We start from the raw sequence: 21,946 nt of genomic DNA, 5'->3' as shown, positions 1-21,946 counted from the left end.
CACGCCTTCGAGGCATCGCCCAGCAACGTCGCTTAGCATCAACCCTATGCCCGAGAACAAACGAACGGCTAGCGGTGCCCTGGGCGGCATCGTCGGCCTCGTCGGCCTGAGCGCGGTCGCCGGACTCCTCGTCACCGCCGCCGTGACGCCGGCCATCGCCGTCTCCGGCGCCGCTGCATCCAGCGCCATCACGATCTTCGACAAGATGCCGAGCTACCTGAAGCCCGACGAGCTCATGCAGCCGACGACGCTGATGGCGGGCGACCAGGTGCTGGCGAAGTTCTTCGACCAGAACCGCTCCCCCGTCACCTTCGACCAGGTCAACCCGGTCATGTACGACGCGATCCTGTCGTCGGAAGACCCCCGCTACTACCAGCACGGCGGCGTCGACCTCATCGGAACGACGCGAGCCCTGCTCAGCAACGCCTCCGGTGGCGAGACCCAGGGTGGTTCCTCGATCAGCCAGCAGTACGTGAAGAACGTGCTCGTCCAGCGTTGCGAGCGCGACGCGAAGGCCGTCGAGGCGACCGACACCCAGCCGGCCATGACGCGCGACGAGGCTCTGCAGAAGTGCGCCCTCGAAGCGATCCAGTCCGACGGCGCCGCGGGCTACCAGCGCAAGCTCCAGGAGATGCGCTACGCCGTGCAGCTCGAGAAGGAGTACACGAAGGACCAGATCCTTCTGGGCTACCTCAACATCGCCAACTTCGGCGGCGTCACCTACGGCATCGACGCCGCGGCCAAGCGCTACTTCAACGTCCCGGCCTCGCAGCTGAACGTCGGACAGGCCGCCGTTCTCGCGGGCATGGTGCAGAACCCGAACCGTTTTCGCATCGACATCCCCGAGGGATCGATCAACGACGGCACGACCGCGTGGAACAAGGCTCCCGACGGATCGATCGACGACGTCGACCAGGGCACGATCCAGGCGCTGTACACGCTGCGTGACAACGGCGAGATCACGCAGGAGCAGCTCGTCAACGCCGCCGACGGCTACAGCGAGACGAAGGGCCGTCAGCTCTACGTGCTCAGTCGTATGGAGGCGGACGGCAAGATCACGCACGAACAGTACGTGCAGTTCGCGATCGAGCCGATCACCCCGTCGATCACCTCGACCGATCAGGGCTGCGTCGTCTCCGCCGCCCCGTACTTCTGCCAGTACGTCGTCGCGACGATCCTCAACGACCCCGCCTTCGGCGACGAGACCGACGACCGGGTGCGCGCCCTCCGCCAGGACGGTCTGACGATCCAGACCACCCTCGACTGGCGTGTTCAGGATGCCGCCCAGCAGGCGATGAACGACAACGCGCCCGCCATGTACGCGAACATGGACTTCGGTTCGACGGCGGTGAGCCTCGAGGCGGGCACGGGACGCGTCCTCGCCATCGCGCAGAACACCAAGTTCACCCAGGACCCTGCTCAGGCCGAAGCGGACCCGTCGTACAACTCGATCGTGTTCGCCGGCGACAGCACCTACGGCGGGTCCGACGGATTCAATGCGGGATCGACGTTCAAGCTCTTCACCCTCGTCGACTGGATCGAGAAGGGGCACTCGCTCAACGAGAACCTCAACGGCCGTCTCGGACCGGTTCCGAACATGAAGAACTCCTGCACCGGAGACTGGATCAACGCCGGCAAGGTCACGATCAACAACTTCGGGAACAGCTCCGGCTACGTCGGCACCCCCCTGCGCTTCACGCGCGACTCGCTGAACACCGGCTATCTCGCGATGGCATCCGAACTCGACCTCTGCGACATCGCCAAGACGGCGAAGAAGCTCGGTGTCACGCGCGGCAACGGAACCGACATCGACATGGCCGTCGCGAACAACGTCATCGGCAACGACCCGGTGTCGCCTCTCGCGATGGCGGGCGCCTACGCCACGGTCGCCAACGGGGGCACGCACTGCCAGCCCAAGGTGATCGACAAGGTCACCGACAGCGACGGCGCGGAGCGGAGGATCCCCGAGCGCGCGTGCGAGCCCGCGCTCACCTCCGACGTCGCGGCCGCGGTCGGCTACGCACTGCAGGGCGTCATGGCCAGCGGCGGAACCGGCTCCTCGGCGAACCCTTACGACGGCACTCCCGTGCTCGGTAAGACCGGTACGCATGAGGGATGGAACACGTGGATGATCGAGTCCTCGACCAAGGTCACCACGGCGGTGTGGGTCGGTAACTGGCGCGGCATCGAGACGCTGTTCGGCAAGTACTGGAACGGTCAGCAGCTGTCCGACATGCGGTATTCGATCGCTCGGGCGACCCAGAGCGCAGCCGACGAGTTCTACGGCGGAGATGCCTTCCCCGACCCGCCCTCGAATGCCCTGCGGACGAAGCAGGCCGACCTGCCGAACGTCGTGGGTCAGTCCATCGACAGTGCCCGGACGACGCTCCAGAACGCGGGCTTCCGTGTCTCGATCGGCGACCCGGTCGACGCGGAGTTCGGAAACGACCGTGTCGCGGCCCAGAACCCCGGCGGCGGGTCCGCTCCGGCCGGCTCGGTCATCACCCTGAGCCCCGGCAACGGGCAGAGCGGTACCGTGCCCGAGGTGTCCGGACAGCCGGTCAGTTCGGCCCGTGCGGCCATGCTGGCCGCAGGGTATGGCACCGTCTCGATCGGCGGCTGTTCGAAGGACGACAAGGCCCCGGCGGAGGGTCAGGTCGTCTCGACCAACCCGGCCGGTGGAACGGCGGCCAGCAAGAGCACCAACGTGGTCCTGACGATCGTCGCCAAGGACTGCCCCTCGTGACCGGTCCTGTGGTGAAGGCCGCCCTCGCGCCCCTCGGGGTCGCGGGGGCGGCCGCCGTCGGGGCGGCCGTGTGGGGCATGGGTATCGAGCGATACCTGTTCACGGTGCGTTATCACGCCCTCCGCGTCCTTCCGAAGGGCGCCGAGCCCGTCCGCATCCTGCACGTGTCCGACGCCCACATGGCGCCGTGGCAGCATCGCAAGCAGGAGTGGATGGCGCGATTGGCCGAGCTCTCGCCGGATCTCGTCGTCAACACCGGCGACAATCTCGGCCACCGCGACGGACTCACGGGTATCCGCGCCGCTCTGTCCCCCCTCCGCGGCATCCCGGGCCTCGTGGTGCACGGGTCGAACGACTTCCAGGAACCCGCTCCGCGCAACCCGCTGCGCTACTTCCTCGGCCCCTCGGGCAATCTCCCCGCCCACAAGCACCTCGACGTCGACGCCCTGGACCGGTTCTTCACCGACGATCTCGGCTGGAGTGTTCTGGATGACACAGCGGTGTCGGTGGAGGTGAAGGGCCTTCGCGTCACGGCTTTCGGCGTGAACGACGCGCACCGGAAGTGGGACAAGCCCGAGCTCATCCCGCCGGTGCTCGGCACGCTCCCCAGCGCCGATCTCACGCTGGGCGTCATGCACGCGCCCTATCGTCGGACGCTCGACACCTTCGTCGAGCTCGGTGCCGACGTCCTGCTGGCCGGTCACACGCACGGCGGCCAAGTGCGCGTGCCCTTCAGCAGGAAGGCTCTCGTGTCGAACTGCGACCTGCCCCTCGATCAGGCGCGAGGTCTGAGCGAATGGAACGCGGCGGGTCGCACCGTGCCGCTGAACGTCAGCGCCGGGCTCGGGCACTCGATCTACGCTCCCGTGCGCTTCGCCTGCCGGCCGGAGGCGAGTCTGCTCACGCTGCTGCCGCGCTGACCTTTCCTCCACAGTCGGCGAAGGGATCGATCCATCCACGGATCGGTCCCTTCTCCGCATGCACCGGCCGGTGGATCCCGGACGATCGAACTCCTCGATCGAAGGGAATCCCTCATGCACCATCCACCTCCGTCGACGCGTCGTCTCCCGGCCGCGCTCGCCCTCCTCACGATCCTCATCGGCACCTTCGCCGTCGCACCCGCCGCTCAGGCGACCGAACGTGGCACGGGCTTCGGCACGTGGGCCCCGCTTTCCCGCACGGGATGGCACGGATCCATGCGGGTGGGCGACGTCCACACGTACTGCATCCACCCCGGCCTGCCCGTGCCGACAGACGCGACGACCGACCACGGCACATCCAGCGACGTCAACGGGCTCTCTCCCCAGCAGCTCGTGTCGATCAACCATCTCGTGACCTCCTACGGGCAGACCGACGATCCGGTGCAGGCCGCGAGCGTCGCCTGGGCGGTCAAAGCGGTCGTCGACCGCGACACCACGCTGCACTCCTGGGGATACGAGGGTAACGATCTGCCCGGCGCGATCGACTTCATCATGCGACGCGCCAGCCCCGAGAACAGCGGCGCCATCCAGGCGCAGACGATGCAATACCTCGCCGAGGCCGAGGCCGTACCCGTTCCGCGGATCGGTGGCGCTCTGTCGCTCACGACCGACGAGGGCGATCCCACCCGCGGATCCGTGCGCGTTGACGTCGACCCGGCGGCGACGGGCCGAGTGCACCTCGAGAACGCCGTCTTCGCCGACACGGGCAGCGGTGTCCGCGAGAACGTCCGCGGCGGCGAGACCTACCCGATCATCGCCCCCTCCTCGGCCTCCGAGGACGGCCGTCCCTATACCGTTCGCGCGACGGGCTCCTTCACGGTTCCCGCTGCGGCCGTCCACTTCTACACCACCCCCGGGCAGCAGGATTCCGCGGGCCCGGCCGAACCCACGCGGTTCGACCTGTCGACGCAGGATGCCGCGCCCCGGCCCGTGCAGTTCTCCCCGCGCATCGAGACGACGGCGCGGATCACCGACGGGCGGTTCGTCGACGACGTCACGGTCTCACCCGTCGACGGCATCTGGCCTCGACGCAGCGACGGGTCCTTCGTGCCGATCACGGCGACGGCCGACGTCTACCGCACGGGCGCGTGGCCCGCAGAAGCCGATGAGATCCCCGCGAACCTCTCGCCCCTCACGCACCTGAGCCTCACCACCGATCCGTCGGTAGGGGCGGGTACCTATACGGTGCAGAGTTCCGAGCTTCCCGGCCCGGGTGTCTACACCGCCGTGTGGCGGATCGACCGGGAGGAGCAGGACCCGGGCGTCTCGGCCCACCTCCCCCTCGGATTCCGATGGAAGGAGCGGTTCGCCTCCCCCACCCAGACCGAGCAGGTCGCACCGCCCGCGCCCACGACGACCCCTGTTCCCACTCCCCCTCCCACCGGCGCGGAACCGCTGCCCCCGGCGGCTCCGCCCGCGCTCGCCTCGCTCGCCGCGACAGGATCGCCCGCCGCCGCACTCCCGGGCGCGGTGGGGGCCGCGGTGACCGCTCTGGGACTGGGCGCAGTCGCGTGCGCGTTCGGGCGTCGACGTCGGGCTCTGCGCACCTGAGGACACCGGGCGGCGGTTCACCGACAGGGAGCCGCCGCCCGCACCTCACCGCCCGGGAGCTCAGCGTGCAACCGGTCTGTCGTCGAGGACGGCACGCCCGGATGCCGTCGTGGTTCGGAGCATGGCCCGCGGCAGGGTAGACTTTTCAAGTTGCAACGGGGTGTGGCGCAGCTTGGTAGCGCGCGTCGTTCGGGACGACGAGGCCGCAGGTTCAAATCCTGTCACCCCGACCATCGCATCATCGAGAAGGGCTCCCGCTCAGCGGGGGCCCTTCTCCTTTTCCTTCGCGACGGCCCTCTCCCGACCACCAGACCACCCCTGCTCGGACTCGGCACGGACGGGCTCGGCCAGTCCCCGGCGCGGCCCGCCGAAACGCCGTGCATCACTCCAGTCCTTTCCCAGAGAAAAGCGCCCCCGGAGCCTTCCGAAACGGAAAGGCACCGGGGGCGCTCACTCAGGGTGCTCAGCGCGTGGCGCGACGCACCTTGCGGTATCCGAGGGCACCGAAGCCACCCAGCATGAGGGCCAGAGCGCCCCACGCGAGGGGGGCGACGTCACCCATACCGGTGTTGGCGAGTCCGCCGCCGGGGTTACCGCCCGGAGCGGGAGTGCCGCTGGGCGAAGGTGCCGGTGCCGGAGCGGCCGTGACCGAGAATCGCACCGAAGCGGAGCTCGAGACACCGTCGACCGTCTGCGTGGCGACCACGGCGTAGTCACCGGCGGCGAGGGCGTCCTTCAGCACGACCGACCAGGTGCCGTCCTTGACGACGGTCTCGCCGACCTTGGCGTCGTTGATCGTCACCGTGATGTCGGCACCGGTGAGGCCCGTTCCCGAGATGGCCGTGGGAACAGCGGCGCCGGTGTACGACTCCCCGTCCTGGACGCCGGTGATGACCGGCGCGGAGGGGGCGACGGTGAACTCGACGGTGGCCGCAGCCGACGTCTCGCCGTCGCGGGCCTGGGTGGCGGTGACCTCGTACTGGCCGATGCTCAGATCGGTCTCGACGGACCAGCTGCCATCGGCGGCGACCTTCGCGGTGCCCTTGACGTCGCCCGTCAGGGTCACCATGGCGCCGGCGAGACCGGTGCCCGAGATCGCCGTGAGCTCGTTCTCGATCGTCGAGCCGTTGGCCGGGCTCGTGATGACCGGGGCCTCCGCCTTGACCTGGACCGACGCGTCGACGGTGGCCGAGGTGTTGTAGCCGCTGACCGAGGTGAGCGAGAAGGAGTAGGCGCCGAGCTTGTCGGGAGCGGGGAAGCTCCAGTTGCCCGCCCCGTCGACGGTCACATCGAACGCGTCGCCGGTGGACGGCTTGACCTTCAGCGCGGTTCCGACCTGGGCGGTACCGGAGATCGCGCCGCCGATGCCCACCGTGCCGCCGTCGGCGGGAGTGGTGAGTGCGGGGGCGTCGATCTTCAGAGCGACCGTGTAGCCGCCGGTCTGCGCGAGACCGGCCTGCAAGTCCGCGGCCCACATCAGGACGCCGTCCTGGTCTCCGCCGGAGACGACACCGACGGCGGTGTTCCCCTGGAAGACGGCTCCGCCGGAGTCGCCCTCCTTGACGATGCGCGAGTCGCTCTCGACCGCGAATCCCTTCACCCAACGGAAGGTGTTGTCCGGCTTGGTGATGCGCGACCATCCGTCGATGCCCGTGACGGTACCGGTGGTGTATCCGGTGGTACGGCCCGACTTCGATGCCGGCTGCTCGAGCTGAGCTGAACCGATTGCCTTCACGTCGATCACCGACGACGAGAGGTCGTCGCTCTTCGCCGTCGTCCAGTCGGTGATCTCGGGAAGCAGGTCGAGATCGGAATTCGTGACGTCGATCGCGGCGATGTCGACCGAGTTCGCATCACCGTCAGCGCCCTCGGAGTTGCCCGGGCCGCCGAACTGGGTGAACGCGAGCGTACCGAGATCATCCCCGAGGGCGGCGGTGGAGTTGTCTTCCGCCCCACCGCCGGCGGGGTCGCCGGACGGCAGCGTCAGGAAGCTCTGCGAGAAGAGACCGTCTTCGTTGCAGTGGCCGGCCGTGATGACCGCCGGCTTGCCCTGCGGGCTCCAACCCGCGAAGCCGATGGAGCACAGACCTCCGAGGCCGGGGTTCGCAGGATCCGTCGAGAAGTAGCCGGCACCGGCGACGACATCATTCTCGGCCAGCGCCATGATCGGGCTCGAGATGACCTTCACCTCGACGTTGGACTTCGACTCGACGAAGGTCTTCGCCTCGCCCTGGAGCGCGCTCTCGTCGGCCGTGGCGTAAACGACGACGTTGCCGTTTCCGTCCTTCGCAACAGCCTGCACCTGGTCGTCACTGCTCAGCAGCTGCTTGGCGGTGGCGTCGAATTCGGGGCCCGATGTGAGCGCAACCGACTGATCGTCACCGGCGAAGGCGACCCCGGGGGCCAGCAAGCCGGACGCGGTGAGCGCGAGAGCGGCGGACGCACCGGCCCACCCCATACGCTTCATGTTTCGTGTCATCGTCTCTTCTCGTGTCGTTAGGGAAAACGCACTCCGAGCAGGACAGGAACCGGTGACAGGGCCCCCACCCATCTCTCAGCGTCGCGGCTTACCTTACGACAACCTGAGCGTTGCATAAGAACATTTTTCGCATTCCGTCACAGATGAGGAGATTCTCATGATTCGCTGGTGGGGGGCTCTATCGGCCGTCGCATTCATGAGCGTTGGAATGATGATTCTTCGGGGCGGGAGAGCGCAATCTCCGTTCCGCGGCGAGGAGTGGGTGGGAGCCGGCACGGAGCACCTCGCGCTGCTCGACGGCGAGGTGAGGGGAAGCGACGGATGCAATGGCATCCTGGGCACGTACACCACCGAGGGTGGGCACCTGACCTTCTCGCTCGGCATCGGGACGCTCAAGGCGTGCCTCGGGGTCGACACGTGGCTGCGCGCCATCGGATCGGCTGACATCGCAGGTGACACGATGACCGTCTTCGACCGGCGTGGCGCGCAGATCGGCATCCTCACGCGCAAGGTCTGAGGGGCCTGTCACCCGGTGATCATCCGCAGGGGCACCCCGAGTGGCCCCGGTAGAATCGCTGAGCCCCGCGCGATGTCTCCTGATGAGGGTCGACACTCTCCCGCGCGCGACCACCTCTTCCCTAGGAGCCCCGTGTCCGACGCCACGCCCCGCCTCGTCGCCTTCGACCTCGACGACACCCTCGCCCCGTCGAAGTCAGCCATCGATCCGCGGATCGGCGAGCTGCTGCTCGCCCTGGCCGAGCGGGTCGAGGTGGCCATCATCTCCGGCGGGCAGCTGCAGCAGTTCCGCACCCAGGTCGTCGAGCGCCTGCCCGAGGCCTCCCCCGAACTGCTCTCGCGGTTCCACCTCATGCCGACCTGCGGCACGCAGTACTACCGTCTCACCCCGGCCGGCATCGAGACCGTGTACGCCCACTCCCTCACCGATGACGAGAAGCAGCGCGCCCTGTCGGCCGTGCGCGAAGAGGCCGAGCGGCTCGGCCTGTGGGAGGCCGAGCCCTGGGGCGACATCCTCGAAGACCGCGGTTCGCAGATCACGTTCTCCGCCCTCGGCCAGTCGGCCCCTCTCGACGCGAAGATGGCGTGGGACCCCACGGGTGAGAAGAAGAACAGCCTGCGCGAGGCGGTCGCCGCGCGCATCCCCGACCTCGAGGTGCGCTCGGGCGGCTCGACCTCGGTGGACATCACCCACCGCGGCATCGACAAGGCCTACGGCATGGGCAAGCTCGCCGACACCACCGGCATCCCGCTCGACGACATGCTCTTCGTCGGCGACCGGCTCGACCCCGACGGCAACGACTACCCGGTGCTCGCGATGGGCGTCGCCTGCCACGCCGTGCACGGCTGGGAAGACACCGCCGCGTTCCTCGAGCAGCTCATCCCGACTCTCCCGGAGCGCGACCAGGCCTGACCGGCCGCGCCGGGGAACCGGAGCGAAGTCGGGCTCGAGCTACGCAACCTGCCCGGGAGCCCCGCGGGCCGGATCTCGACACGCCTCTGAGGATTGGGTCACCCTCAGAGGATCTTCCCGATCGGTTCGCGTTTTTCGGCCTGGAACCGGTCCTCGGTGCGGCCGTACGCCCAGTACCCCGAGAGCGACACCTGCTCCCGTCGCAGCCCCCACCGGGTGAAGACGATGTCGCGCAGCGCCTTCATCGCCTCGCGTTCCCCGTGCGCGAAGACCTGCCCGCGCCCCTTGAGGGGATGCCACCCACCCACCGCCTCGGCCAGCACCGGGGTGGAGCCCGCCGGGGCCTCGCCCCGGTGCACCCAGGTCACCACGATGCCGGCGGGAGCCGAGAGGGGCACGCGCTCATCAGCGCTCTGCACCTCGAGGAACGCCGCGCCGACGGCATCCGAGGGCAGCGCTTCGAGCGCGGCCGCGATCGCAGGCAGCGCGGACTCGTCACCGGCGAACAGGTGCCAGTCTGCGGACGGGTCGGGGGCGTATCCCCCGCCGGGGGACGAGACCACGAGCCGGTCGCCGGGCTGGGCCCGCGCTGCCCAGGGACCGGCGAGGCCCTCGTCTCCGTGCACGACGAAGTCGATGGTCAGCTCGTCGCCGTCGACGGCGCGCACGGTGTACGTGCGGGTGACGGGAAGGTCCTCCGCCGGCAGCGTCTCGCGCAGAGCGACCAGGTCGTACGGCGGCTCGAGGCCCAGTTCGGGCTTCGCGAAGGTGATCTTGACGTACGCGTCGGTGTGAGGGCTGTCGCGGAACGCCGCCAGATCCGTCCCTCGAGCGCGCACGCGCACCAGGTGCGGACTCAGCCGCCGGGTATCCACGACGTGGAGGATGTGCTGGGGGCGCGGCGCGCGCGCGGGACGATCGGTCACGGGGATTCCTCTCACGCGGTCGCCGCGGCGCGGACGGCGGCGCGCACCGCGCCGTCGATCGCGTCGTCGGCGGGGTCGGACGGGCTCAAAGCCTGCGCCACCTCGGTGTAATAGTCGGTGATGTGTGCGCGCACGCGCTCGCGCGCGGCGGCGGCGTCTCCGCGCGATACGGCGTCGACGATATGCCGATGCTCCCCCCGCAGCCGCTCGGAGGTAACCGTCCACGAGCTCAGACGAGCGGCTCCGGCCTGGGTGTAGGCCTCGATCGAACTGCGCAGCCCCGCCATCATCGCCGAGACGACGGCGTTGCCGGATGCCTCCGCCAGCGCCTGGTGGAAGCGCGCGTCGAGAGCAAGGAATTCCCGCGGGGGAAGGGACTCGGCATCCATCGCGTCGAGGATGCCGGTGATCTCGGCCAGGTCGGCGTCGGTTCGGGCGAGCCGCTCGGCGACATCGCACTCGAGCACGACGCGGGTGCGCACCACGTCGCTCAGGGGGAAACCGTTCGCCGCCACCTGCAGACGCAGGAACGCCGCCAGTCCCCCGCGCGGGGTGGTCACGATCATCGCCCCCGCCGAGGGACCGGAACCGGTAGCCGTACGCACGACACCGAGCACCTCGAGCACGCGCACGGCCTCGCGCACGCTCGAACGACCCACGCCCAGCTGCGCGGCCAGTTCGCGTTCGGGCGGCAATCGGTCGCCCGGACCGAGGCGGCCGTCACGGAGATCGCCCTCGATCCGCTCGAGCACGACCTGCCATGCCCGCGGTGCGCTGTCCGGCATGAGGTTCCCCCTTCGCCCGGCCCGACGATGTGGCCAGACCACATCACCTTACGCGCGCGGGGTCACTCCGAGGCGGTGGTCTGGTACCCGGCCGGGTTCACCGTCTGCCAGTTCCAGTAATCGCGGCAGGCGTCGTCGATCGAGAAACGCGTGCGCCATTTCAGCACCTCGGCGGCCTTCGTCGGGTCGCAGTAGGTCGCGGCGACGTCGCCCGGACGACGCGCGAGGATCTTCTTCGGCAGTTCGCGGCCGACGGCCTTCTCGAACGACGCGACGAGCTCGAGGACGCTCACCGGGCGCCCCGTGCCGAGGTTGAACACCTGGTGCCCGGGCTGCGCCTGCTCGAGGGCGGCGACGTGGCCCTCCGCGAGATCGACGACGTGGATGTAGTCGCGCAGGCCGGTGCCGTCGGGAGTGTCGTAATCGTCGCCGAAGACGCCGATCTCGTCGAGCGTGCCGATCGCGACGCGCGAGACGAACGGCATCAGGTTGTTCGGGATGCCGGCGGGGTCTTCACCGATGAGACCCGAGGCGTGCGCGCCCACGGGGTTGAAGTACCGCAGGACCGTGACGTTGAGCTCGGGGTTCACCCGGGCCACGTCCGCCAGCACGACCTCGTTCATGCGCTTGGACTTGCTGTAGGCGTTCGACAGGTCGATGCTCGTGGTCGACTCCTCCGTGAACGGCAGGTCGGCCGGGTCGGAGTAGACCGTACCCGTGCTCGAGAAGACGAACGACCGGATGCCGCGGGCGATACCGACCTTCAGCAGCGAGAACGTCGTGTCGAGGTTGTTGGAGTAGTAGGCCAGCGGCTTCTGGGTGCTCTCCCCCACGGCCTTGAACGCCGCGAGGTGGATGACCGCGTCGATCGGACCGTGCTCGTCGAAGACGGCCGTGACGACGGCCTCGTCGGCGGCGTCGCCGATGACCAGCGGCGCGGGCTTGCCGGTGATGCGTTCGACCCGCTCCGCGGCGACCGCGTGCGTGCCGGACAGGTCGTCGAGCAGGACGACGTCGTGGCCGGCCTCGAGGAGGGCGACGGCCGTGTGGGTTCCGATGTAACCGGCACCGCCGGCGAGGAGGACGCGCATACCCCCAGGCTATCGCTCGGCGCAGAGCCGTCCGCGCCGCCGTCCACCGGTCGGGACGGCGCGACGCTGATCGCGCAGTGGTATTCCGGCGACGCACACGTCAGCCGGAAGCCGCCCTGCAGCCGCGGAGCGGTCGGAGGGGCACGTCAGGACACGGGATGCGAGACGCCGGCGCCTCAGCGTCCGTCGAGCCGACCGCCGGATTCGCGCAGGTAGCAGGCCGCGCACATCGACTCGTAGGTCACCTCTCCGGCGATCTGACCCTCGTCGATCGCGACCTGGTCGCCGTCGAAGACGAACCGCCCCCCGACCAGCCGTGCGTTGAAGATCGCCTTGCGACCGCAGCGGCAGATGGTCTTGAGCTCCTCGAGACTGTGCGCGATCTCCATCAGTCGCGCCGACCCCGGGAACGCCTCGGTACGGAAATCGGTGCGGATGCCGTAGGCGAGCACCGGGATGCCGTCGAGCACCGCGATCCGCAGCAGGTCGTCGACCTGACCCGCCGTGAAGAACTGCGCCTCGTCCACGAGCAGGCAAGCCACCGGAGCGTGACCGGCCGTGGCATGGAACTTCACCCGCAGATCGTCGCCGGGGCCCACGAGGAAATCGACCGGCCGGGTGACGCCGAGACGGCTGTCGATCTGGTCGGCGCCCTTCGTGTCGATCTCGGGCTTGGCCAGCAGAACGCGCTGGCCCCGCTCCTCGTAGTTGTACGCCGCCTGCAGCAGTGCGGTGGACTTTCCCGAGTTCATCGCGCCGTAGCGGAAGTACAGCTTCGCCACGCGAGCCTCAGGGGTTGATCGCGAGCGCGCGAGCGGTGGCATCCAGCTCTCTGCGAGCAGCCTCGGGGTGCGTGTTGAGGGATTCGCCGTAGCTCGGGATGAGGTCGCGCAGGCGCGGCTCCCACTGCGGCATCCGCTCGGGGAAGCAGGTCTTGATGAGGCCGAGCATGATCGACACGGCGGTCGAGGCGCCCGGCGACGCACCCAGGAGCCCGGCGATCGAGTGGTCGGCGGAGGTGACGACCTCGGTGCCGAACTGCAGCACGCCGCCCTTCTCTTTGTCGCGCTTCATGACCTGGGCGCGCTGACCGGCGTCGAGCAGCTCCCAGTCCTCGTCTTTCGCCGTCGGCATGAAGTCGCGCAGGCTGTCGACCTTCTTGGAGTGGGTCTTCAGCAGCTCGCTCACGAGGTACTTGATGAGGCCCGGGTTGTCGACGGCGACCTTGAGCATGGGCCCGATGTTGTGCGGGCGCACCTGCGTGACGATGTCGAGCATCGACCCGTTCTTGAGGAACTTCGGGCTGAAGGTCGCGAACGGCCCGAACAGCAGCGAGGACTCGCCGTCGATGACGCGCGTGTCGAGGTGCGGGACCGACATGGGCGGCGCGCCGACCGAAGCCTGCGAGTAGACCTTGGCGCGGTGCTTCGACACGATGTCGGGGTTCGAGGTCTTGAGCCACTGTCCGCCGATGGGGAAGACGCCGTAGCCCTTGATCTCGGGGATGCCGGAGCGTTGCAGGAGCTTGAGCGCCCAGCCCCCCGCGCCGACGAACACGAACTTGGCGTTGATGGAGCCGGGGGTGCCGCCGATCACATGGCGGTAGAACACCTCCCACGAGCCGTCCTTCTGCTTCTTCAGCTTCTTGACATCGTGGTTCGTGACGACCTCGACGCCCTTCTCGCGCAGGTTCGCGAAGAGCTGGCGCGTGAGCGAGCCGAAGTCGACGTCGGTGCCGGCGGGGACGCGCGTCGCCGCGAAGGGCTCGCCCTTGCGACGCTTCTGCATGAGAAGGGGCGCCCACTGGTTGATGACGCGGGAGTCCTCGCTGTACTCGATGCCCGCGAACAGCGGCTGCTGCTTGAGGACCTCGTAGCGCTTGCGGAGGAAGGCCACGTCCTTCTCGCCACGCACGAAGGTCATGTGCGGCGTCGCGTTGATGAACGTCGAGGGTTCGTCGAGCACTCCCTCGGCCACGAGCGAGGCCCACAGCTGACGGCTCTGCTGGAACTGCTCGTTGATCGTCACCGCTTTGGCGGGATCGATCGAGCCATCCTTGCCCTCGGGCGTGTAGTTCAGCTCGCACAGGGCGGCGTGGCCCGTGCCGGCGTTGTTCCACGCGTTGGAGCTCTCCTGCGCGACGTCGCTGAGCCGCTCCAGGACCGCGATCTTCAGATCGGGCTGGAGGTCTTTCAGCAGCGTGCCGAGAGTGGCGGACATGATGCCGCCACCGATGAGGAGAACATCGACGTTTTCAGTCACCCGTCGATTCTAGGTGCGGGCCGTGAGGTGTCTCGACATCGAGAGATCGGTCGGTTCGATGTCGAGACACCTGGCAACGCGCGCCCGGATGCCGTGGCCTCAGGCCGTCGCGAGACGCTTCTGGGCGACCAGCTCGGCGATCTGCACCGCGTTCAACGCCGCGCCCTTGCGCAGGTTGTCGTTGCTGATGAACAGCACGAGACCCTTACCCTCGGGGGCCGACTGGTCGGCGCGGATGCGGCCGACATAGCTGGGGTCGGTGCCTGCGGCCTGCAGCGGCGTAGGGATTTCCTCGAGCTGGACGCCGGGGGCATCCGCGAGGATCTCGCGAGCACGCTCGGGCGAGAGCTCGCGAGCGAACTCGGCGTTGATGCTGAGCGAGTGCCCGGTGAAGACGGGGACGCGCACGCAGGTCCCCGCGACGCGGAGGTCGGGCAGCTCGAGGATCTTGCGGCTCTCGTTGCGCAGCTTCTTCTCCTCGTCGGTCTCGTTGAGGCCGTCGTCGACGAGGTTGCCGGCGAAGGGGATGACGTCGAACGCGATCGGTGCGACGTACTTCTCGGGCTCGGGGAAGTCCAGCGCCGACCCGTCGCGCACGAGACGCTCGACGTCGCCCTGCGCGAGGACGCCCTCGACCTGGCCGAGCAGCTCCCGCGCGCCGGCGAGACCGGAACCGGAGACGGCCTGGTAGGTGCTCACAATCAGACGCTCGAGACCCGCCTCGGCGTCGAGCACCTTCAGCACCGGCATCGCGGCCATCGTGGTGCAGTTGGGGTTGGCGACGATGCCCTTGACCGCCTGGTCGATCGCGTGCGGGTTGACCTCGCTCACGACGAGGGGGACCTCGGCATCCATGCGCCACGCGCTGGAGTTGTCGATCACGAGGGCACCGGCCGCGGCGAAGCGAGGGGCGTGGGCGCGCGAACCTGTGGCGCCGGCGGAGAAGAGCGCGACCTCGACGCCCGCCGGGTCGGCCGTGGCCACGTCTTCGACGATCACGGAGTGCCCGCCGAACTCGATCGACGTACCGGCCGAGCGCGCGGTGGCGAACAGGCGCAGCTCGCGGATCGGGAAGGATCGCTCGGCGAGGATCTCGAGCATGACGGTGCCAACCTGGCCGGTGGCGCCGACGACGGCGAGGGAGATTCCGGAATCGGAGATGCGGGTCATGCGGGTACCTCGGTGCTTCGGGTGGTGGATGCCGCGAACGCGGCGTTCGGGTCAGGGTAGCGCGGGTCGCTGGGGCTCTGGCGACGGCCGGGACCCGACGCAGGAGAATTGACGGCCACGCTGCGCGAGGTGGCGGATTTCCGCCGACGCGAGCGCCGCGAGGCGGAAAACTCCTGCGACGTGCGCAGGGACGCGGTGTCCCGACGACGTGTCGGGCGCGGGTCAGCGACCGGTGCCGGCGTGGACGGTCGCCTCGGCGTCGCCGTCGAGACCGTAGGCGGTGTGCACGAGCCGGGCGGCCTCGGCGAGGTCGACGCCGCGGACGACCACGGAGATGCGGATCTCGGAGGTCGAGATCATCTCGATGTTCACGCCCGCCATGCTGAGCGCCTCGAACAGCGTCGCCGAGACGCCCGAGTGCGTGCGCATCCCGGCGCCGACGACCGACAGCTTGCCGATCTGGTCGTCGTGCACGAGGCTCTCGAACCCGACCTCGGCCTGCTCGCCGGCGAGCGCCTTGAGGGCGGTCGTGGCGTCGGTCTTGGGGAGGGTGAACGAGATGTCGGTGCGACCGGTGGCGGCGGCCGAGACGTTCTGCACGATCATGTCGACGTTCGCGCCGGACTTCGCCACGATCTTGAAGATGTCGGCGGCCTTGCCCGGCACATCGGGCACGCCGATGACGGTGATCTTGGCCTGGCTGAGGTCGGTGGCGACGCCGGCGACGATGGGCTCTTCCATGGTGGCTCCCTCGGGGACGAGCGGGGATTTCTTCGAGGCGTCGAGCACCCAGGTGCCCTCGCCCGAGCTGAACGTGGACCGGGCGTGGATGAGCACGCCGTGGCGCCGCGCGTACTCGACCGCGCGGATGTAGAGGACCTTGGCGCCGTTGGCGGCGAGCTCGAGCATCTCTTCGCTGCCGACGCGGTCGAGCTTGCGCGCGAGCGGGACGACGCGCGGGTCGGCGGTGAAGATGCCGTCGACGTCGCTGTAGATCTCGCACACGTCGGCGTTGAGCGCCGCGGCGAGCGCGACGGCGGTGGTGTCGGAGCCGCCGCGACCGAGGGTCGTGATGTCGCGGGTGTCGCGGTTGAAGCCTTGGAAGCCGGCGACGATGACGATCGCGCCCTCGTCGAGCGCCTCGCGCAGGCGCACGGGGGTGACGTCGACGATGCGGGCCGCGCCGTGCGTGGCATCCGTGATCATGCCGGCCTGGCTGCCGGTGAACGAGCGCGCTTCGAAGCCCATCGAGTGGATCGCCATAGCCAGCAGCGCCATCGAGATGCGCTCCCCGCTGGACAGGAGCATGTCGAGTTCGCGCGGAGCGGGGATCGGGGCGACCTGGCCCGCGAGGTCGAGCAGCTCGTCGGTGGTGTCGCCCATGGCGCTGACCGCGACGACGACCTCGTGGCCGGCGCGACGCGTGTCGACGATGCGCTTGGCGACCCGCTTGATGCTCTCGGCGTCGGCGACGGAGGAACCGCCGTACTTCTGGACGATCAGAGCCATGAGGAGAACTCCCGGAGGGGTCGTGCGTCGGGGTGTCACGACGCCGGCGCTCGTGCCGCGCCGTGGACAATCCTAGGGGCGCACGTATGACCGCTCCGCCATGCGTCGCCCGGGCGGATGCGCGGAGGTCCCGCGGATAGGATCGACGGGTTCCACCCCTCCCCCCTTCCTGGAGCGATCGGATGCCGCCCACCCCCGGCCGCTGGCTGTCGTCGCTGCGACGACTCGTGCACACCGACGACACGACGTCGCTCGACACGACGCTGCTCCCCGTCATCGACGAGGCACTGGCCTCGCGCATCCTCGACCTCGCGATCCGCATCGGCGAAACGATGCTCGTCGTCGGCGCTCCCGCGAACGAGGTGACGCTGACGATCGTGCGCGTGTGCGGGGCGTACGGACTCGACCCCGTCCACGTCGACGTCACCTACAACTCGATCACCATCGCGCACAGTCGCCCGGGCGCCTCGCACCCCACGACCCTTCTGCGCGTCGTGCGCGGATCGGTCCCCGATCACGCGAAGCTGCAGCGCCTGCAGGCCCTCGTCACCGAGGTCGCCGGCGGGCTCGCCCTCGACGATGCGATCGCCCGCTGCCGCGCCATCCGCCGCCTCCCGTTCCGCTATCGTCCGGCGATCGTCATCGCCTCACAGGCCACCCTCGCCGCCGGGGTCGCGATCATGTTCGGTGCGAACTGGCTCGCGCTGGTGCTGTCGTTCATCGCCGCGGCGCTGGCCGCGACGACCCAGTACGTGATGGCCCGCGCGCGCGTGCCCTACTTCTTCGCGCAGATCGCGGGCGGCTTCGTGCTGACCGTCGTCGCGGCGCTGTCGCCGCTGCTGCGCTACACCGGCATCGAGGCGGCCGCCGCGATCAGACCGTCGGTGATCGTGGCATCCGGGATCGTGCTCATGCTCGCGGGGCTCACCGTGGTGGGTGCTGCCCAGGATGCCATCGACGGTTTCGCGCTGACGGCCACGGGACGCATCCTCGAACTCACGACGCAGACGTTGGGCGTGGTGCTCGGGATCCTGGCCGGGCTCGAGACGGTGCGGGTGCTCGGGCTCGGGATGTCTCCGCCGTCGAACGCCCTCCCCCTCGGACCGGTCGTGTTCCAGTTCGTCGGCGCCGCGGTGATCGCGGTCGCGGTGGCGGTCTTCAACGGCGCGGGGGCGCGCATCATCGTCGTCAGCGCCGCCCTCAGCCTGGTCGCGTGGGCGGGCTACGTCGCGGCGACCGGACTCGGATTCGAGGTGGCCGCGGCCAGCGGCGTGGGCGCGTTCATCGGCAGCTTCGTCGGCATCGTCGTCGCCTACCGGCTGCACGTGCCGTCGGTCGCGATCACGACGGCGGCCATCCTGCCGCTCGTGCCCGGGGCCGCGGTGTTCCGGGGACTGCTCGGGATCGTGGAGTCGGGAGACGACCCGGCCGTGCTCATGACCGGCGTCACCACCCTCGCGGGCGCGGCGACGATCGGCATCGCGCTCGCGGTGGGGGCGTCGCTCGGCATCTACCTCGGGCAGCCGGTGCGCGCGACGCTGTCGAGCGTGACGCGGGTGCGGGCGCGGGTGAGGCGCTGAGAGGCCACGCCCGGCACTGGTGAACGATCCGAGGGGCGGCTCACCGGCGACGGCGCGTCCGGCATCCGACCGGGAGCTCCGGACGTGCGCCCGCCTCTCGGCGGTTTGGACGCGTCCCCCGCCGGTGCGCGCTCGGCGTCCGCGCCCTACGGGCAGGAACCGTGTTCGTCGCCCGACGCGGCGTCCAGCAGGGCGGGGTCGGCGTCCACCTCGAAGCGGAGCTGCTGGTCGGTGATCCGCACGTCCCGCAGCTGCAGGAACCGCGGCATCTCGTCGGCGAGGCAGACCGATGCGGGTTGCAAGGCGGCGGGATCGAGACCGGTCTGCGCGGCGACCTCATCGGGGGTGAGGGTCTTGTCGCCGATGGTCACCGACGTCAGCCCCACGCTCAACCGCCCGTTCTCGACGTGCGGGGTCACCGCGGCGCTCATCGCGAGGCCGCCCGGGGCGGACGGGCTGATGACCATGTCGCCGCCGGAGAAGCCGACGCGCATCCGCCCCTGGGCCTCGGTCGGAAGGAAGAGCGCCGTGGCCTGTGCGGCGGAGACGGTCGCGGCCCCGGAGATCCGGTCCGCCCCCCACGAATCCCCCACGCCGTGGAGTCCCTCGACGAACATCGTCAGATCGGCGTTGGCCCGCCCGGTCGGGAAGCTGTACACCGTGAGGCGAACACTGTCGAGGCGTCCGCGCACGTTCTGCAGCAGTACCGGCCCGCCGACCTCGACCTCGACACGTTCTCCGTCGGACAGCGCGAGGGCGCTGCGCACCCCGTCCTCGATCGCCCGCTCGGCCTCGGCCCGGGCGAGGGTCTCGGCGATGAAGATCCCCGCCGCCAGCAGCACGAGGACGAGCCCCGCGAGAAGCGCGATCGCCACGCCCGACCCGGACCCCGCCGGTTCGGACTCGTCGACGCGCGGTGGTGCGGGCAGTGTCTCGGTCCGCTCGTCGAAGAGGGTCATGCCGCGCCTTCTTTCCAGGGAGTCCGGCGCACGAGGTCACCGGGCGATCAGGGTCAGGGTCACCGTGGAGCGGTAGTCGCCCACCGCGGCGTCGCGAGGGACGCGGAGGGCGAGATCGGCGTCGAAAGTCGCCCCCTCCAGGGTCGTGGTCGTCCCCGGAGCGGCGGACGCCAGGGTCATCGGGTAGACCGCCCGCCCCGCCTCCTGCGACGACGCGACGACGACGCCGTCGTGGTGGACGACCTCGCGCGGATCGATGCCCAGCGCCGACGACGAGAACCGCGGCGCAGGATCACCGGTTCCGATGAAGTCGCTCACGGTGATCTGCATGCTCCACCCGGCGAGGCGGTTGCGGTCGTCCACGACGGTGAACCGTCCGAGAGTGCGTGCGACGCCGTCGCGACCGCGCCCGAGATCCCCGAAGTCGATGGAGGTCGCGGTCGGTGCCGTGAGCTGGAAGAGATCGGATGCCGTGACGGTGACGTCGATGTCGGTACCGGTGGATCCCTCCGAGCCCGACGGCATCCGCTTGTCGCTGTCGGGGGGCATCGGCGTGCTCCTCAGCAGGACGTTGTCGACCGCGGAGTCCCCGGGGACGAAGGTCGGATTGGCGCACGTGGCCAGGTCGATCCCCCCTGCGCTCCCCGGGATCGCGGCCAGGACTCCGGCGGCGGACCGGACGAGTCCGAGCGGGAGAGGCGCGTTGCCGAGACCGGCCGCATCCTGCTGGCCCCGGCAGAGGGCGTGCTCGAGGAACTGCGAGAGGGTGCGCCCCTTCTCCGCCGTGAAGACCCGCGTCGGCTGCGTCGGCACGATCGCCGACGACACGGTCGCGAGGGGGTAGGCGCGGGCGTCGGGATGCCGCCACACACCGGTGCCGATGGCATCCGGTGTCGCACCCCCCAGGGCGATCGACACGGCCTCCGGCGTCGGAGCGACGTAGTACCCGGCGGTGTTCAGGATCTTCGCGGTGGGGAGACCGGCACCGACCGCGGAGGCGTTCTCGACGTAGGTGATCGCTCCGCGACCGTAGCTCTGCGCGAGATCCCCGACGACACCGAGCGATCCGTTCCGGGCACGGAACGCGGGACCGACGGCAGGAAACACCGTGGAGGCGCCGAGGGACCAGACGTCGGAGTGCTCGCTCTGCATCCACCGAGTGAGTCCGAGGCTCGTCGCCGCCGCGTCCGCGCGCACCACGGGGGTGATGTCCTGGGCCGGGAGCGCGACGCCGGGATTGTCGGCCCGCAGGAGCGGGTCGTCCCATCGCGTGATGACACCGGAGAAGATGCCCGCCACCGCGTCTCCCGACAGACGCAGGTCGCGGAAGGGACGACCGTCCACCACCAGGTCGTACGCGAAGGCGATCCCTCCTGCGACGACGGGAACGGAGGCGTGCGGGACCGACGGCACGTTTGTCGACGCCCCATCTCCGAGGGGGATGTCGGTCACGGCGAAGTCCACGCGCTCGGCCGCGAGATCGGATACGGCCGCCGCGGAGCCGACACCCGCGTAGAAGACGGTCAGGCCGGGGGCGGCCGCGACGTCGCGGCGCCAGAGATCGACGGCGTTCTGCGCCCACGTCGATCCCTCGCCCGAGATCGATGCGGAGTCCTCGGCGTACGCCGCCGTCGTCGGCACCACGAGCAGAGCCGCGACGGCGATCGCGGTCGCCGTCGCGCGCGGGCGGGTGGGGATCATCCGAAGCGTCCGTTCACGTAGTCGTAGGTGCGGGGGTCGATGGGCGAGTCGAACATGGCGTCGGTGTCGCCGTGTTCGACGATGTGGCCCGGCTGCCCCTGGGATGCCAGGAAGAACGCGCACTGCTGCGACACGCGCTGCGCCTGCTGCATGTTGTGCGTGACGATCACGATCGTCAGCTCCTTCTGCAGCTCGCCCATCGTCTCTTCGATCACGCGCGTCGAGGTGGGGTCGAGGGCGGAGCAGGGCTCGTCCATGAGGAGCACGCGCGGCTTGATCGCGAGCGATCGCGCGATGCACAGGCGCTGCTGCTGACCACCGGACAGGCCGCCGCCCGGGGCGCGGAGACGGTCCTTCACCTCTTTCCACAGGCCGGCCGATGCGAGCGAGGTCTCGACGAGATGATCCTTCTCATCCCGGGAGGCACGCACGCCCGTGAGCTTCAGGCCCGCGATGACGTTGTCGTAGATCGACATCGCCGGGAAGGGGTTGGGCTTCTGGAAGACCATGCCGATGTGCTTGCGAGCGTCGATGAGGCGATGACCCGCGTCGTAGATGTCGTCGCCGTCGAGCAGCACCTCGCCGGCGAGGGATGCCGAGGGCACCAGTTCGTGCATGCGGTTCAGGATGCGCAGGAACGTCGACTTGCCGCATCCGGACGGGCCGATCAGGGCCGTCACCTGGCCCGCCGGCATCGTCAGCGACACGTCGAGCAGCACCTGATGGTCGCCGAACCACGCGGAGATCGAGCGGGCGTCGAGCTCGGACAGCGGGGCGC

17 protein-coding genes and 1 tRNA gene are annotated in these 21,946 nt (G+C 69.6%); 7 read left to right on the top strand and 11 right to left on the bottom strand.

The annotated features are described in order from the left end of the window. The first annotated feature begins 46 nt into the window (after positions 1–46). The 4 genes from RWH44_RS12090 (at position 47) to RWH44_RS12075 (ending at position 5,510) form a co-directional block, all read left to right on the top strand. Positions 47–2,746 (top strand): transglycosylase domain-containing protein, encoded by a 2,700-nt coding sequence (locus RWH44_RS12090; protein ID WP_316004757.1) that lies wholly within the window; start codon positions 47–49, stop codon positions 2,744–2,746. Further along, positions 2,743–3,666 (top strand): metallophosphoesterase, encoded by a 924-nt coding sequence (locus tag RWH44_RS12085; RefSeq protein WP_316004756.1) that lies wholly within the window; start codon positions 2,743–2,745, stop codon positions 3,664–3,666. Before RWH44_RS12090 ends, RWH44_RS12085 begins: the two co-directional genes overlap by 4 nt. A gap of 114 nt (positions 3,667–3,780) precedes the next feature. After that, positions 3,781–5,277 carry a hypothetical protein gene (locus tag RWH44_RS12080; protein WP_316004755.1) on the top strand — a complete coding sequence of 499 codons (1,497 nt, stop codon included), beginning with the start codon at positions 3,781–3,783 and terminating at the stop codon, positions 5,275–5,277. Positions 5,278–5,433: 156 nt separating this feature from the next. Next, positions 5,434–5,510: transfer RNA gene (locus tag RWH44_RS12075), tRNA-Pro, on the top strand. Positions 5,511–5,740: 230 nt separating this feature from the next. Here RWH44_RS12075 and RWH44_RS12070 read toward each other — a convergent pair. After that, positions 5,741–7,744, bottom strand: a complete 2,004-nt coding sequence (locus RWH44_RS12070) for a hypothetical protein (protein ID WP_316004754.1) — start codon at positions 7,742–7,744, stop codon at positions 5,741–5,743. A 274-nt stretch (positions 7,745–8,018) separates the two neighbouring features. Between RWH44_RS12070 and RWH44_RS12065 the strand changes: the two genes are divergently transcribed. Both RWH44_RS12065 and RWH44_RS12060 read left to right on the top strand, forming a co-directional pair. Further along, a complete protein-coding gene (locus RWH44_RS12065) occupies positions 8,019–8,273 on the top strand; it encodes an META domain-containing protein (protein WP_316004753.1) in 255 nt (84 codons plus the stop codon). Positions 8,274–8,405: 132 nt separating this feature from the next. Continuing rightward, positions 8,406–9,185, top strand: coding sequence for an HAD-IIB family hydrolase (locus RWH44_RS12060; RefSeq protein WP_316004752.1), 780 nt, complete (start codon positions 8,406–8,408; stop codon positions 9,183–9,185). A 104-nt stretch (positions 9,186–9,289) separates the two neighbouring features. Here the strand turns inward: RWH44_RS12060 and RWH44_RS12055 are convergent, their stop codons facing one another. The 7 genes from RWH44_RS12055 to RWH44_RS12025 all read right to left on the bottom strand — a co-directional run bounded on the left by RWH44_RS12055 (position 9,290) and on the right by RWH44_RS12025 (position 16,928). Continuing rightward, positions 9,290–10,111: a siderophore-interacting protein gene (locus RWH44_RS12055; protein WP_316004751.1), complete on the bottom strand. Its 822-nt coding sequence runs from the start codon at positions 10,109–10,111 to the stop codon at positions 9,290–9,292. A gap of 11 nt (positions 10,112–10,122) precedes the next feature. After that, positions 10,123–10,896, bottom strand: coding sequence for a FadR/GntR family transcriptional regulator (locus RWH44_RS12050; RefSeq protein WP_316004750.1), 774 nt, complete (start codon positions 10,894–10,896; stop codon positions 10,123–10,125). Between the two features lie 62 nt (positions 10,897–10,958). Then, complete coding sequence (gene galE, locus RWH44_RS12045) at positions 10,959–11,987, bottom strand: UDP-glucose 4-epimerase GalE (RefSeq protein ID WP_316004749.1); 1,029 nt, start codon at positions 11,985–11,987, stop codon at positions 10,959–10,961. Positions 11,988–12,163: 176 nt separating this feature from the next. After that, the gene (locus RWH44_RS12040; RefSeq protein WP_316004748.1) at positions 12,164–12,769 is read right to left on the bottom strand and encodes a thymidine kinase; all 606 of its coding nucleotides are present in this window, start codon (positions 12,767–12,769) and stop codon (positions 12,164–12,166) included. Positions 12,770–12,776: 7 nt separating this feature from the next. Further along, the gene (locus tag RWH44_RS12035) at positions 12,777–14,249 is read right to left on the bottom strand and encodes a malate:quinone oxidoreductase (RefSeq protein WP_437127293.1); all 1,473 of its coding nucleotides are present in this window, start codon (positions 14,247–14,249) and stop codon (positions 12,777–12,779) included. 99 nt (positions 14,250–14,348) lie between these two features. Continuing rightward, positions 14,349–15,419, bottom strand: a complete 1,071-nt coding sequence (locus RWH44_RS12030) for an aspartate-semialdehyde dehydrogenase (protein ID WP_316004747.1) — start codon at positions 15,417–15,419, stop codon at positions 14,349–14,351. Between the two features lie 222 nt (positions 15,420–15,641). Beyond that, the gene (locus RWH44_RS12025; RefSeq protein ID WP_298873538.1) at positions 15,642–16,928 is read right to left on the bottom strand and encodes an aspartate kinase; all 1,287 of its coding nucleotides are present in this window, start codon (positions 16,926–16,928) and stop codon (positions 15,642–15,644) included. 182 nt (positions 16,929–17,110) lie between these two features. On the opposite strand from RWH44_RS12025, the gene RWH44_RS12020 reads away from it, so the two are divergent. After that, entirely contained in the window at positions 17,111–18,508 is a 1,398-nt protein-coding gene (locus RWH44_RS12020; RefSeq protein WP_316004746.1) for a threonine/serine exporter family protein, read from the top strand. A 146-nt stretch (positions 18,509–18,654) separates the two neighbouring features. Here RWH44_RS12020 and RWH44_RS12015 read toward each other — a convergent pair whose 3' ends face one another. Genes RWH44_RS12015 through RWH44_RS12005 form a run of 3 tightly spaced genes read right to left on the bottom strand, consistent with a single transcriptional unit; the run spans position 18,655 to position 21,938 of the window. Next, a complete protein-coding gene (locus RWH44_RS12015) occupies positions 18,655–19,467 on the bottom strand; it encodes an LmeA family phospholipid-binding protein (protein ID WP_316004745.1) in 813 nt (270 codons plus the stop codon). Positions 19,468–19,503: 36 nt separating this feature from the next. Further along, positions 19,504–21,168 (bottom strand): phosphate ABC transporter substrate-binding protein PstS, encoded by a 1,665-nt coding sequence (locus RWH44_RS12010; RefSeq protein WP_316004744.1) that lies wholly within the window; start codon positions 21,166–21,168, stop codon positions 19,504–19,506. Further along, on the bottom strand, positions 21,165–21,938 hold the full coding sequence (locus tag RWH44_RS12005; protein WP_437127297.1) for a phosphate ABC transporter ATP-binding protein: 774 nt from the start codon (positions 21,936–21,938) through the stop codon (positions 21,165–21,167). The genes RWH44_RS12010 and RWH44_RS12005 overlap by 4 nt, the downstream gene beginning before the upstream one ends. Between the last annotated feature and the right edge of the window lie 8 nt (positions 21,939–21,946).

This window comes from Microbacterium phycohabitans, from assembly GCF_032464935.1.
GTDB classification, from domain to species: Bacteria; Actinomycetota; Actinomycetes; order Actinomycetales; family Microbacteriaceae; genus Microbacterium; species Microbacterium phycohabitans.
This window is presented reverse-complemented; position numbering and strand designations above follow the sequence as displayed.